Annotated in this window: 13 protein-coding genes; 3 read left to right on the forward strand and 10 right to left on the reverse strand. The window is 52.9% G+C overall.

Annotated elements, in window-relative coordinates; all coding sequences use genetic code 11:
* Window positions 1–143: 143 nt before the first annotated feature.
* From AC27KL_RS17065 to AC27KL_RS17100, 8 genes are all read right to left on the reverse strand, one after another.
* Window positions 144–1,073 carry an ABC transporter ATP-binding protein gene (locus AC27KL_RS17065; RefSeq protein WP_487170441.1) on the reverse strand — a complete coding sequence of 310 codons (930 nt, stop codon included), beginning with the start codon at window positions 1,071–1,073 and terminating at the stop codon, window positions 144–146.
* Window positions 1,070–2,065 (reverse strand): ABC transporter ATP-binding protein, encoded by a 996-nt coding sequence (locus tag AC27KL_RS17070; protein WP_036713512.1) that lies wholly within the window; start codon window positions 2,063–2,065, stop codon window positions 1,070–1,072. Before AC27KL_RS17070 ends, AC27KL_RS17065 begins: the two co-directional genes overlap by 4 nt.
* Window positions 2,066–2,079: 14 nt before the next feature.
* Window positions 2,080–3,027, reverse strand: coding sequence for an ABC transporter permease (locus AC27KL_RS17075; RefSeq protein ID WP_339324101.1), 948 nt, complete (start codon window positions 3,025–3,027; stop codon window positions 2,080–2,082).
* A gap of 2 nt (window positions 3,028–3,029) precedes the next feature.
* Complete coding sequence (locus tag AC27KL_RS17080) at window positions 3,030–3,962, reverse strand: ABC transporter permease (RefSeq protein WP_212947170.1); 933 nt, start codon at window positions 3,960–3,962, stop codon at window positions 3,030–3,032.
* A 213-nt stretch (window positions 3,963–4,175) separates the two neighbouring features.
* A complete protein-coding gene (locus AC27KL_RS17085) occupies window positions 4,176–5,831 on the reverse strand; it encodes a peptide ABC transporter substrate-binding protein (protein ID WP_339324100.1) in 1,656 nt (551 codons plus the stop codon).
* Between the two features lie 143 nt (window positions 5,832–5,974).
* Window positions 5,975–6,364, reverse strand: a complete 390-nt coding sequence (locus tag AC27KL_RS17090) for a DUF3397 domain-containing protein (RefSeq protein ID WP_339324099.1) — start codon at window positions 6,362–6,364, stop codon at window positions 5,975–5,977.
* A 5-nt stretch (window positions 6,365–6,369) separates the two neighbouring features.
* A complete protein-coding gene (locus tag AC27KL_RS17095) occupies window positions 6,370–7,347 on the reverse strand; it encodes a ketopantoate reductase family protein (RefSeq protein ID WP_487170442.1) in 978 nt (325 codons plus the stop codon).
* 228 nt (window positions 7,348–7,575) lie between these two features.
* The gene (locus AC27KL_RS17100) at window positions 7,576–8,223 is read right to left on the reverse strand and encodes an RsfA family transcriptional regulator (protein ID WP_339324097.1); all 648 of its coding nucleotides are present in this window, start codon (window positions 8,221–8,223) and stop codon (window positions 7,576–7,578) included.
* Window positions 8,224–8,581: 358 nt separating this feature from the next.
* On the opposite strand from AC27KL_RS17100, the gene AC27KL_RS17105 reads away from it, so the two are divergent.
* The gene (locus AC27KL_RS17105) at window positions 8,582–8,818 is read left to right on the forward strand and encodes a DUF2626 domain-containing protein (protein WP_036713522.1); all 237 of its coding nucleotides are present in this window, start codon (window positions 8,582–8,584) and stop codon (window positions 8,816–8,818) included.
* Window positions 8,819–9,057: 239 nt separating this feature from the next.
* A complete protein-coding gene (locus AC27KL_RS17110; protein WP_487170443.1) occupies window positions 9,058–10,158 on the forward strand; it encodes a coiled-coil domain-containing protein in 1,101 nt (366 codons plus the stop codon).
* 15 nt (window positions 10,159–10,173) lie between these two features.
* On the opposite strand, the gene AC27KL_RS17115 is transcribed toward AC27KL_RS17110, so the two are convergent.
* Window positions 10,174–11,421 carry an extracellular solute-binding protein gene (locus tag AC27KL_RS17115; RefSeq protein WP_487170444.1) on the reverse strand — a complete coding sequence of 416 codons (1,248 nt, stop codon included), beginning with the start codon at window positions 11,419–11,421 and terminating at the stop codon, window positions 10,174–10,176.
* Between the two features lie 183 nt (window positions 11,422–11,604).
* Window positions 11,605–12,936: a PhoH family protein gene (locus AC27KL_RS17120; protein ID WP_339324094.1), complete on the reverse strand. Its 1,332-nt coding sequence runs from the start codon at window positions 12,934–12,936 to the stop codon at window positions 11,605–11,607.
* Between the two features lie 108 nt (window positions 12,937–13,044).
* Here AC27KL_RS17120 and AC27KL_RS17125 point away from each other — a divergent pair, with 108 nt between their 5' ends.
* The gene (locus AC27KL_RS17125; protein ID WP_339324093.1) at window positions 13,045–13,617 is read left to right on the forward strand and encodes a YhcN/YlaJ family sporulation lipoprotein; all 573 of its coding nucleotides are present in this window, start codon (window positions 13,045–13,047) and stop codon (window positions 13,615–13,617) included.
* Window positions 13,618–13,872: the final 255 nt, after the last annotated feature.

The following is a 13,872-nucleotide window of genomic DNA, read 5'->3' on the forward strand; positions in this document are numbered from 1 at the left end:
AATCGGAAGGAAGCTTCCATGCCTCCTGAACAAATGCTTCCGAAATAGTTACAGTTTCATTATTATAACTCTTCTTTCTCCGGTATGCCATGCCCAAACGAAAAAAAACCGCCGGTTCAAACCGGCGGCAGCCTCTTCGAAGCTTAGGCGTAAGGAGCGGCTACCCAATGGCCTTTGGATACTTCCACCAGCCGGGTGTCTTCCTCCGCCGCTGCATTTCCGTCTTTGGCCGAATGGATCGGCCCCGATAATCCGTCGTTCATCACGAGCCGCTTTTTGTTCTCCTCGATTTCCGGATCCGGAATCGGGATCGCCGACAGCAGCGTTTTGGTGTACGGGTGGATCGGATTGGCATACAGCTCTTCGCTGTCCGCAAGCTCGACCATTTTGCCGAGGTACATGACCGCGACGCGGTCGCTGATATGCTTGACCATGGACAGGTCGTGCGCGATGAACAAATACGTCAAGCCGAGACGGTCCTGCAGCTCCTGCAGCAGGTTGACCACCTGCGCCTGGATGGAGACGTCCAGCGCGGAAATCGGCTCGTCGCAGATAATGAATTTCGGATTGACCGCAAGCGCGCGGGCGATGCCGATCCGCTGGCGCTGGCCGCCCGAAAATTCATGCGGATAACGCGTCGCGTGGTCCGGGTTCAAACCGACCATGTCCAGCAGTTCTTCGATCCGCTTCTTCCGTTCCTTGCGGCTTCCCGCCATTTTGTGGATGTCCAGCGCTTCGCCGATGATGTCCGATACGGTAAACCGCGGATTCAGCGATGCGTACGGATCCTGGAAAATCATCTGCATGTCGCGGCGCATCGCCTTCATTTTGCCCGGCGACAGCTTGTAGATGTCCGTTCCGTTAAACCGGACGCTTCCGGCGGTCGGCTCGTACAAGCGGAGAATGGTTCGGCCGGCCGTCGATTTGCCGCAGCCGGATTCGCCGACCATCCCGAGCGTTTCGCCTTCGCGGATATAGAAGTTGAGATCGTCGACCGCTTTGACGATTTTGCCGTTTCCGACGTTAAAATATTTTTTCAAGCCTTCGACTTCGATCAAATGGTTTTCTTTCATGACGAACGAACCTCCTTCGCCATTTCATGCAGATTCCAGCAGCGCGCCGACTGGGTGTCGCTGAATACCGTTTCGCCCGGGTTGAGGCGCTCGCAGACCTTCATGGCCTCGTCGCAGCGCGCGCAAAACGCGCACCCGATCGGCGGCTTGATCAGATCCGGCGGCGTGCCGATGATCGGAATCAGCGGCTCGTTTTTCTTCTGGTCCAGCCGCGGCATGGAACGAAGCAACCCTTTCGTATACGGGTGCTGCGGGTTTTTGAAAATCTCCCATTTCGTTCCGGTCTCCACCACTTCGCCGGCGTACATGACGATAACGCGGTCGCACATGCCGGCCACGACGCCAAGGTCGTGCGTAATCAAAATGATGGAGGTGCCGAATTTTTTCTGCATATCCTTCATAACGTCCATGATTTGCGCCTGAATCGTCACGTCCAGCGCCGTCGTCGGCTCGTCCGCGATCAGCAGCGCCGGATTGCAGGCCAGCGCGATCGCGATCATGACGCGCTGGCGCATGCCGCCGGAGAACTCGTGCGGGTATTGCCCGAAACGTTCCTCCGGGTTTTTGATGCCGACGAGCTTCAGCATTTCGATGCCGCGCTCCTTGGCTTCGGCTTTCGTCATTTTCTGGTGCTTCATCAGCACTTCCGTGATTTGTCTGCCTACTTTGATCGTAGGGTTGAGGGAAGTCATCGGATCCTGGAAGATCATGCCGATATCTTTGCCGCGGATCGCTTCCATCTCTTTATTTGTCTTTTTCAGGATGTCTTCGCCCTGAAAAATGATTTCACCGCTTTTGATTTGGGACGGCGGGGACGGAATGAGGCGCATGATCGTTTGGGCCGTGACGCTTTTTCCGCTGCCGGATTCGCCCACGATCGCCACCGTTTCCCCTTTGCCGATTTCGAAGTTCATGCCGCGAACGGCTTTCACCTCTCCGCCCTTGACCTTAAAGGAGACATGCAGGTCTTTTACTTGTAAAATCGGATCCATGATCTCACCTCCTGTTATTTCAGTTTCGGATCGAGCGCATCGCGGAGGCCATCACCGAAAATATTAAACGCAAGCATGGTCAAGCTGATAATGATTGCCGGGAACAGCATCCGCCAAGGATAATACATCCAGCCGGTCAACGCGTCGTTGATCATCGAGCCGAGCGACGCTCTTGGCGCCTGCACCCCGAGACCCAGGAAGCTTAGGAACGCCTCGGAGAAAATCGCGTTCGGCACGGACAACGTCAGCGTGACGATGATCGGTCCCACCGCGTTCGGCAGCAGGTGCCGGAACAGCAGCCGGCCGGAGCCTGCGCCCATGGAACGGGAAGCAAGCACGAATTCCCGGTTTTTGAGCTGCATGATCTCGCCGCGGACGATCCAGGACATGTTGATCCATCCGGTAATCGTCAGGGCCAAAATGATCGTGCCGATGCTCGGCTCAAAGACCACCAGCAGCAAAATCGTTACGAGCATATAAGGAATGGAGTACAATACCTCCGAAAATTTATTCATGATAGCATCGACGCGTCCGCCGAAATACCCCATGATCCCGCCGTAGATGACGCCGATCAGCAAATCGATCAGTGCCGCGGCCAGACCGACGATGAGGGAAATCCGCGTGCCCATCCAGGTCCGCACGAACATGTCACGTCCCAAATCGTCGGTGCCGAACCAGTGCTCTTTGGACGGCGGCTGGTTCGTGTTCAGCAGGTCGTTGGTCGAAGAATCGAAATTCGCGAACATCGGACCGAAAATCGCCGCCAGGACGATGAGCAGCAGCACGACAAGGCTGGCCATCGCCAATTTGTTTTTGCGCAGCCGCTGCCACGCGTCTTTCCATGCCGATATGCTCTCCCGTTGAATGATCTCGGCCTGTTTTTCGTCGACGCCGATTTTCCGGAAGTCCTCCGGCGTCAGCTCCGCGCTCACGCTCGTGAAAGTTGTCTCATTCGCTGCCACCGTTATCCCTCCTTCCCGCCGGTCAATTTAATGCGAGGATCAACCAGCACATAAACGATATCCGTAATGAAACGCGCCAGCATGAGCAGCACGCCGTAGAAAATGGTCACGCCCATGATCATCGTGTAATCCCGGTTCGTGATGCATTCGACGAACACTTTGCCGATGCCGCCGATGCCGAAGATTTGTTCGATGACGACCGAACCCGTAATGATGTTGGCGGTCATCGGACCGATGTAGGTCACCACCGGCAAAATGCCGTTGCGGATGACGTGTCTGAACATGATCGCCATCCAGTTCAGGCCTTTCGCCTTGGCTGTCTTGATATAGTCGGCATGCAGCACTTCAAGCATGCTGGAACGCGTCAAACGCGCGATAAAGGCAATCGGTTGCGCAGACAAAGCCGCGACGGGCAGCACATAATCGAGCGGGCCGTCGAAGCCCATGACATGGAACCATCCGAGCTTTTCGCCGAATATAAACTGGATGAGGGACGCAAGCACGAAGCTTGGTACCGCGATTCCCAAAACGGCAAGGATCATGGCCACGTTGTCAATCAGCTTTCGGTGGTACAGGGCCGCGAGCATCCCGAGCAAGATCCCGATGATGACCGATATGACGATCGCGATCAGGCCGAGCTTCAGGGAAGCCGAGAAGGTTTGCAAAATGATATCCGTAACCTCTTGGTTTTGGTGTTTCATCGATATGCCGAAATCCCCCGTGGCAATATCGCCCAAATATTTAAAATATTGCACATATACCGGTTTATCGAGACCGTACTGCTCCATGAGACGGGCTTGGATCTCAGGCGGAACCTTTTTCTCGGACATAAAAGGATCCCCAGGTATGGCTTTCATCAGAAAAAAGGTGGCTGATATCAAAATGAACAACGACACCAGCATGTAAAAGAACTTGTTGGCTACATAACGAACCATGCCCGATTTAACCCTCCCCGCAATTATCTTTCTACATTTTTCGACAATAATCGATATAATTCGATTTTAAAGAATCCGAGGCGCTTTTGTCCAATCTATTTATTACTAATTGAAGAAATATCTACCTCAAGCATATCCCATGCAAAAAAAACGGGATATATATGGATGATCCACATATATATCCCGAATTACCTTCCCATTTTACACTAACATTTACTCGAAATAAGCGCGCGTAAAGTCTACGCCACCCGCGTAATCGATAATTACACCTTTAAGGTTCGGTTTGATCAGTGCTACGTTGGTGTAATAGTAAATCGGTAACAGCACTTGTTGATCCTGAATCAAAAGTTTTTCAGCTTTGACGAAATCGTCCATGCGTTTTGCGTTGTCGGAGGAAGCCAAAGCGTCGCTGACAAGCGCGTCGTATTCTTTGTTTTTGAAGCCGATGTCGTTGTTGCCGCTCTTCGAAGTCCACAGGTCAAAGAACGTCATCGGATCGTTGTAGTCCGGACTCCAGCCGGCGCGTGCGATTTGGTAGTTCAGGCTTCTGCGGTTTTTGAGGAACACGCCCCATTCCTGGTTTTCCGTCTGAACGGTCACGCCGAGGTTTTTCTTCCACATGTCCGCCACGGCCAGAGCGATTTTTTTATGCTTTTCGCTGGAGTTGTAGATCAAGGTCACTGGCGGAAGCGTCGTGTAGCCTTCTTCCTTCATGCCTTCCTGCAGCAGTTTTTTCGCTTCGTCCATGTTTTCGGTGAAATAGTCGTCTTTATGCTCCGTGCGGAATTCTTCCTTTTCGCCCGCAATGCCCGGAGGAACGAATCCGAAAGCCGGCTTTTCTTCGCTTTGCGTCACTTTGTCGACGATTTCTTGACGGCTGATCGCCATGGCAAAAGCTTTGCGGATTTTCGCGTTGTCGAACGGCTTCGCGGTTACGTTGAACTGATAGTAGTACACGCTGCCGATCGGTTTCAGGTTCAGCTCGTTTTGCAGTTGTTTTTTCACGGCAGGCATCTGGTCGGTAGGAATTTCGCCGTTCGGCATGCCCGCGTAATCCAACTGGCCGCTTCTATAGCTGGAAAGCTCGGTCGCGCCGCTGTTGGAAAGGGACATCGTGATTTTGTTCAGCTTGATGTCCTTGTTGTCCCAGTAGTTCGCGTTTTTCGATACTTCGATTTTTTGCCCGGTTGTCCAAGTCGTGAGCGCGAAAGGACCGTTCGTGATCATCGTTTTTGGATCCGCGGCCCATTTCGGGTTATCCTTCACGGATTGGTGAACCGGATAAAACGTGTAAAACGAAGTCAGGCCCAGGAAATAAGGCGTAGGATTTTTCAGCGTGACTTCCAGCGTATGGTCGTCGGTCGCTTTGACGCCTACCTGGCTGAAATCGGTCATTTTTTTGTTGTTGTACTCTTCGGCACCTTTAATGTAATACAGCTGATATGCGTAAGGCGGAGCTGGAGTCGTGTTCGGATCGAGCACGCGCTGCCAAGCAAAGACGAAGTCCTTCGCCGTTACCGGGTCGCCGTTGCTCCATTTCGCATCTTTGCGGAGGTGGAAAACATACTTCAGTCCATCGGAAGAAATATCCCATTTTTCGGCTACGCCAGGGACTGGTTTGCTGTTTTCATCCAAGCGGACCAGGCCTTCGTACATCATGTTGAGCACGGTATGAGCCTGGGAATCTTGCGCTTGCGCCGGGTCGAACGTCGGCGGTTCGGCGCTGAGGTTCATGTGGAGTATTTGATCTTTGGCAGCGGAGGCGTTTTCCTTGGAGCCGCCGCCGGCATTCTTCGAGCCGCAGCCCGCAAGAACGGTTCCCACAACAAGGAGCATCGTTAGTAGGGTTAATAGTGTTTTCCTTCTCATGATGTAGTCCCCCTAAGGTTATTAAGTGTATGGTAAATGATTATACAACCAGTGGTCAAAAAAATCTATACCCAATACTAAAGTTAACACCTTGAATATCTAAGCATGATGCCGTTGTGGTCATTTTTATTTCTGCATATTTTCTAAGACATTGTTATGAATATGTATTTAACGATCCCAATAATTGTAAATAAAAGATAACTGAAGCTCATGATGACAAAAGACATCCGCCAGATCAGCTTTGCCATTTTTTGGACGTCGACCCGTCCTTTAAGACGGTTCTGCGCGCTGCCCACAAGGCCGACGCCAATCAGCAAAAGCAGCAAAATGAGATAAAAACCGAAGCTGGAATTAAAAGTCAAATTAAAGAGCGCCGAAACCGAGATGATCAGGAACAGGGTCGTGACATCCATGGCCGCTTTCAGGGAAGCTTTTTTGTTATGTTTCCACCGGTAATGGATAAAGTATACGAGCAAAAAAGGAAAAAACGGGAGAATGCTCAAAAAGATAAACGAATTTTTCAGGAAATCCAAATGAATCACTCCTCTCGAATCGACAGCCCTTTCACCAAACCGACCATAAGCTCATGAAGCGGAGCCCGCATGCCGGCCTGGTTCGCCAAACCGATCACCGCCCCGTTGATCCAGTCGATTTCGGTTTCCGCCCCGTTTCTGACATCCTTCAGCATCGATGAGATATTGCCGGCCGTAGCCCTGCAAACCTCCAGAATCTGGTCCCAAATGTCTTCTTCCCAAGCGATTCCGGATGCATCGTAAACGGCGAGCGCCTCTTGAAGCAGCATGCTCATCGTCCGCAATCGTTCGGATGAAGCGAGCAGTTCCCCGTTCGGAACATTCCACAGCGCGGTAAGCGGATTGATGACCGAATTGACCAACAGTTTACGGTAAATTCTTCTATCGATGTCATTCGCTAAAACTGCCGAAAATCCTGCTTTTTGCAGCATTTGGACCAATTCTTCGGGACGTTCCTCCATATGGCGCGTTTGCTCCCGTCCGACCGGTCCGAGCCATGTCGTTCCCGCTCCTGCATGCACCACTTCGCAGGCATCCGCCCGCTTGGCGCCCTCCGTCGTCACCGCCGCATACAGCGGCCAGCCGGGAAGCAGCTTCTCCAGCTTTTCCATATGCCCGTATCCGTTTTGGAAACAAACCACGCCCGGCGGATGATCCGTCGCCCGTTCCCCCGACGCCAGCTTGCCTGCCGACATCCGGCACGCTTCTTCAGTGTCTTTTTGTTTGGTCATAAGCAAAATCCAGCGTCCCGGCCTTGCGGTCCACGCCTCGGCAAACCCGTCCAACGGGCCTGCGAAAAAAGAGCCGGCCTTCGCTTGACTCTCGATCCCGCCGTCCGCATCCCGAATCGTGATGCCCCGGGAAGCAAGCTTGGCCGCTTGCTCCGGCGTCCGGCACCATAACCGCACGTCGGCGCCCGCCGCCGCAAGTTTTCCGCCGTATAAAAGGCCGAGGGAACCTCCCCCGATCAAATCGATCATCATCTTTTACCCCACCTGCTTGTCCTGTTTGTTGTGTATGCAAGGAACCGTGCCGTTCCCGCTACCGTCATTATATCCCATGGCCGCTTCCCGAAACGAGAAAAAAGTCTGATGCTTCTTCAGCACAGACTTCTTTGGTCTCCCCTTGCCGCGAAAATACCCGTTCGGCGCTGTTTTGACCCCAGCGGTTCCGGACGGGTGCTTCGGGTGACGGCTTGATGATGTTAACGCCTATTCAATCCGTTCAAGATTGCCGTTTGCGTCCATTTTAAAGCGGGTTTTCAGCTCTTCCTCTTCCTCGGTCAAGAAAGCAAGCCGACGCGCCCGGTCCATGATTTGGATCAGCGCCTTGTAATCGTCATTGACAACCCGGTAGTCCGTCTGGACCTCGTTCACTTCCTTGCTCAGCTGCTCGTTGATTCTTCTCAAATTGGCGATCTCTTCTTCTTTTTCGCGAAGCTCCTTCTCGAGCATTTTCAACTGGCGGCCGTTCTCCTGCAAATTCCCCTTCCATTGGCGCAAAAAGCGGATGACGGCATCAATCGACAGCGACTCCTCGCTTGCGCCTTCCACTTTGTAATAACCGGCTTCGGCTTCGAGTCCCAGGCCCGCAACCTGAAGCCCGGTATTGGCGGGTTGTTTTTTGTAATAGCTTCGTTTTTGCCGCTGCGATTTCGCCAGGCTGATGGCTTCCTCGTACTTTTTGCGGACGCAGCTGTTCCAGCGGAATCCGCAAGCGGCGGGAGTTCTGCCGATTTTTTCGCCGACCTCTTCAAATGCGGCCAGCTGCGTGCTCCCCTCGCGGATATGCCTTAAGGTCACCTCCGCCAAAATAAGATCGTCTTCGGCACTCCACGCATCTTGTCTTACTGCTGTCATGCAACAAAACCCTCCTAACAACATCCTAAAATAACCGTCCTCAAACCCCTTGGTTTCCGTATGGTTTGATGAGGTATTACAGCTGCTTATTTCCATTTCTATGCTTCTCATAGAGTTCATAGAATCTATTTGATACTAAATTGTATTGCCAAATTTTAAGGGGCTCATACTCCTCCTGCCGGAAATTTGACTCTGCTTGCCGCTCCTTGAATACTTTCCATATCAATGATCACAATAAGGATGACGGAAGGAAAAAAGTTCACAATTGTTCATGACTTTTCGTTTACACCTTTTTGGGATAACGTTATAATGATGTGTAGTAAAGCTACGACCGTACATAAGAGAGGGGGATACCTGCGTGGCACGCATGTTTCGAGTACTTGGCTTCTTTACGCTCGCGATCGGTTTGATGGCATATGCCGGAGACATGGTGGAGATGGCGCTGCTCTTTTTCGTGCAAACTGCCTTTTTCATGATTTTGGGTTATCTGAAATTTACGGAAAAAACCTATATTTACCTCTTCTGGGCCTACATGATCGTGACATTCACCGGTTTCAGCTACTGGACAGTCTTCAAAATGGGTCTGCCGCTGTAATTCGGTTCCCGATCAATCGGTTTGAAGAATGACCAAAAAGAGACGATCCGACACCGTTGCCGGACCGTCTTTTTTCTTTGCTTCCCGTCCTTTTGCACTCGGGCCGCCAAGGCGCAACTTTGATTTTTGATCCGGTTGAAGCCTCGATCGGGATTATGAAATGGGCTGCCCATGCATATAGTTGACAATGGGACTGGCAATCACGTTGTTTAAGGTCTTGCCTGGAGGGGGGAAAATCTGTGAAGGGCATCTTGAGGCAAAAACGGCTGTTGGTTCTGATCGTGCCGATTTTGCTCCTCTCCCTGCTGCATCCGCAGCGGACGCTACTAGCTGACCCCGGAATTCCGGAGGATGCGGTGCAGCAGCAATTGCTGCAAAAAGGGCTTTCGATCGTGGAAATCGACCATGAAATCGAGCGCATCGCAAGCCGGCAGGGAAAAACGCAAAAAGAAATCGACGAGCTTCAAATCCAGCTCGAAGAGAAGGAAAAACAAATCGAAAGCCGTCAAGAACGGGCGGGCGCCGTCGTCAGGGCTTACTATATGGGCGAAAGGGACAATCTGCTCGCCATGTTTTTGTCGGCCCAAAGCATCGGCGAACTTCTCGAAATATACGACTTTTACGACATGATCATGGATCAGGACAAAACGGTGCTGGATGCCTATCGGTCCGAATACGCCGGCATTCAGGAAACGAAGCGGCGGCTTGAGGATTCCTATCGCCAGCTGGAGCAAATCAAAAACAATCTCATACGCCAGAAAGAACGCGTGCTTGCGCTCCAAAAGGAGCTTGACGGCGATCTGGCCGACAGCAGCGATCCGGAAGCGATGAAAAAAATGATTTCGGAGTTTACGGCCTATTGGGAAAACATCGGGATTTACGAGGTGAAGCGTTACTTCTCGGCGCTTGCGTCGGCCATGAACGATTTGCCCGAATTTATCCAAAGCAAAAAAGGCGCCATTCGGACGAACGGCACCACCTATACGATCGAAGTCCAGGAAAAAGACCTGAACGAATTTCTGGTCAGCAAAAACGAGCTTTTCAAAAATTTCGCTTTCCGTTTCCGGGACGGCAAAGTGGTGGCGGAAGGAAAAAGCGGCACGTTGACCCTGCAGGTCGAGGGACATTACAGCATCGAAAACGAACCCGAAAATTCGATCCTGTTCCATGTCGACAAGCTCGTGTTCAACGGACTGGAGCTGCCCGACACGACCTGCCGCCAGCTCGAAAGCGAGTTCGACCTCGGCTTTTATCCGCAGCAAATCGTATCGTTCGTCAAAGCGACGGAAGTCAGCAGTACGGATCAGGTTCTGCATGTGACCTTAAAGCTGTCCATGTAGATGGCCTCGGACATATCATTCCGAAGCTTTTTCATTCGGGCGTCCGCCCATGGCCTCCCTGTACTGCACGTCGGTGCTTTTGCCGGAAAGGAAAAGCTTCGCGGCAGCCGCAAAATCGTTCCATTTCGACTGCAGCGAACGGTCCAAAGCCCCGCCTTCGCTTGGCTGCAGCAGACGGTCGAGCGAAAGCGGCGGTTTGGCCGGCGGGAAACCGTCCTGCGCATACTCTTTTTTACGGACCGGCAAATATCCCGTGGAATCCGTCCACAGGTTCAGGGACGTATCCGACGTCATATAGGCGATCCAGCCGGCGGCTTTGCCGGGATCCTCGATCTGCGAGGATACGGCGAAGGAACGCCCGCGCAGCAAAAACGGATTGGCCGCGTACAGCCGCTCCGGCACCCGGAACCCCATACGATCCACGTTCGCCTGGGAGGCAGCAGAGTAAGGTACGGACATCAAGGCAAGTCCCCCTTCACTGAGGCTCGACCAGGCTTTTGGCATATCGCCGTTTGGGATGAATCGGATGGAGGGCCGGAGTTTCATGATGGCTTCCATCGCTTCGTCCGAAGGATTGACCGGATTCTCCGTCCCGAAAGCCCCCATGAAAGCAGCAAAAGCATACGCGTCTCCCGCAGGAAGGGCGATCGTTTGTTTATCCTTGCGGCTTTCCAGCTTGGCGGCGAATTCCTTCCATTCCTTGTCTCCCGGCAAGGCTTCGCCGCTCCCCGGCAAAGCAGCTTGCCTCCGCCACACCAGCACGTAAGGGTCCATGTCCAGCGGCACGCCCCACTGATAACCGTTCCATTCAAGCATTTGGGAAATCGGGCTGATCACGTCGCTCCCCGTCGTGCTGCTCTGATAGGATTCTGCAGGCAATATGTAACCGCCGAGCGCCAGCGGATGGATCCACGGACTGTTGACCAGCATAATATCCGGCCCTTCGCCGACCTTCAGCGCGCCCGTCAGCTGTCGGTAAGCGTCGGCATCCGGCATGTTTTTCAGTTCGACCTGTATTCCGGTTTCGCTGACGAAAGCCTTGTTCAAATCGAGCAATGTATTGAAATCGGATTCATTGACGTGGGTGACGACCCGGATCGGCTTGGATTCCGTATCCTCCGGCGAGGCAGGCTGCGGATTCCAGACGCTCGTTTTTCTCTCTTCGCCGCGGCTGCTGTCGGACGTCAAATTTTGGCCCTGCGACAAGCTCGTCAATGACAGCAGCAGGATGGCAAACAAAAACCAGTAATTTTTCCGCTTCAAATCGGCCCCGCCTCCTCGGAGAATTGCTTCATCCACCACTCATAGTTTATCAAAAAGGTAGGGCGCTTGTCCTACTTTTTGTTGGAAATGTTTGACTTCTCCCGTTTAAAATGATCAAAAGCCCTGGATCGTATGCTCCATGACGGGCAGATGATCCAGGACTTTATGCCGCTGTGCATTCCTCTACAGCAAATCCGCCGCCAATTGGGCCAGTTTGGAGCGTTCCCCTTTTTCGAGCGTAATATGACCGCTGATCTGTTCGGCTTTGAACTTTTCGACGATATAAGTCAGGCCATTGCTGGATGCGTCCAGATACGGGTGGTCGATTTGTTCGGGATCGCCCATCAGGATGATTTTGCTTCCTTCACCAACCCGGGATACGATCGTTTTGACTTCATGCCGGGACAAATTTTGCGCTTCGTCCACGATGATAAACTGCCCCGGGATGGACCGGCCGCGGATGTAGGTCAAAGCCTCGACTTGGATGCTGCCGAGCCCCATCAGGATTTTGTCGATGTCGCCCGATTTTTTCGTATCGAACAAAAACTCCAGGTTGTCGTAAATCGGCTGCATCCATGGACGCAGCTTCTCGTCCTTTTCCCCGGGGAGATATCCGATATCCTTGCCCATCGGCACGACGGGCCTGGCGATCAGCAGTTTTTTGTACTTGTGCTCGTCTTCCACTTTCATAAGCCCCGCCGCCAGCGCCAGCAGCGTTTTCCCCGTGCCCGCCTTCCCCGTGATGGTGACGAGCGGAATGTCGTCGTTCAGCAGAAGCTCCAGGGCCATGCGCTGCTGGGCGTTTCGGGCACATATGCCCCAGACGGGGTCGTTGCTCAAATACAGCGGCTCCAGCCGGGTGCCCTCGGCATTCACCTTTAACAACGCCGACTTCGTACTGCCCATTTCATCCTTGAGAATGACGAATTCATGCGGATGAAGCGGATAGGAGAGCTGGAGCGGCTTGACCGGCAAAAAGCGGTACGAATAAAATTCGTCGATCACCGACGGATGCACCTTCAGCTTGAGGTTGCCTGCGTAAAGATCGTCCGGTCCCGCCGTCCGGTCCGACAAATAATCCTGCGTATTGAGGCCCAGCACGTCGGCTTTGATCCGGACCAGCACGTCCTTGCTGACGAGTACGACTTCGGAGGGAGCCTCTTTTTCGCCCTCTTCCATATGATAATTCAAGGCCACGGCGAGTATGCGGTTGTCGTTGGTAATTTCCCCGAACATCTCCTGCACCTTGAGAAAACTTCGATGATTCAGTTCCACCTTCAGGCGGCCGCCGTTGTGTAATTCAACCCCGCTGTGCAGATGCCCGACTTCCCGCAGCTGATCGAGCAGGCGCGACACGGTGCGCGCATTGCGGCCGATTTCGTCCGCATTGCGTTTTTTGGAATCGATCTCTTCCAGCACCACGGCGGGAATGACGACTTCATGCTCGTCGAAAGCATAAATCGCTTTGGGGTCGTGAAGCAGCACATTGGTATCGAGCACAAATATTTTTCTCATACTTTCTCCCTCCACCAAACTCATAATGAACACATAAATTATTCCGTCATGGACATCCTAAATTACAATTCGCCATTAGAATCTATGACCTGGAAAGGACGATCACATATGAGAATGCTTCTGCTTGCCGTGCTGGCATTGGCTGTCATTAGCGGCTGTAACAACGCTCAGAACAAAAACGCATCACCCTCTCCTCAAAATAAACAAGGTCCGGCGGCCGCCTCTGCCAACGATAACCGGGTTAGGCTGCAATCAACCGGCAACGCCGCGGATCATACGACAGACCAGGCCGCCGATTTGTCGATCAAAAACCATCTGGAAGCTTTGGCCGAACGCGTGGCCGGCGTCAAAAAGGCGCATGCGGTCGTGTTCGGCAACACGGCGGTCGTCGGCATCGACGTGGACGGCAACCTTACCCGCTCCCGCGTAGGAAACATCAAATATTCGGTTGCCGAAGCGCTCCGCAAGGATCCGCGCGGGAAAAACGCGCTCGTGACCGCCGACATGGATTTGTCGCACAGAATCGCCGAGATCGGCGAGCATATCCGGAAAGGCGAACCAGTATCCGGCTTCGCTTCCGAGCTCGCCGACATCGTCGGACGAATCGTTCCCCAGCTTCCTAAGGACGTCAAGCCGCGGAACAACGGAACTCCCCCGGCTGCTCCGACGCCTAACCGCTAATGACTCGAGGGAAAATTCAGCAAAACGCAACATTTTCCGCGCGAAATGAAGAAAAAGCCCAGTGAGATACTCACTAGGCTTTTTCATTATTTGCATGCGGACGCAAGCAACGGCGTCCTGCTTAAGAACCGGCAGGCCGGCAGCTGCTGCTTTCGGTTGGATGGCATATAACGGATGAGTGCAACGTGCAACTGCTTCGGACATCTTTACCGACCTCCTGTACAGGTTCCAGTGTACTCTATTATATTAGGTGGC

This window comes from Paenibacillus sp. YAE3 (assembly GCF_057546105.1).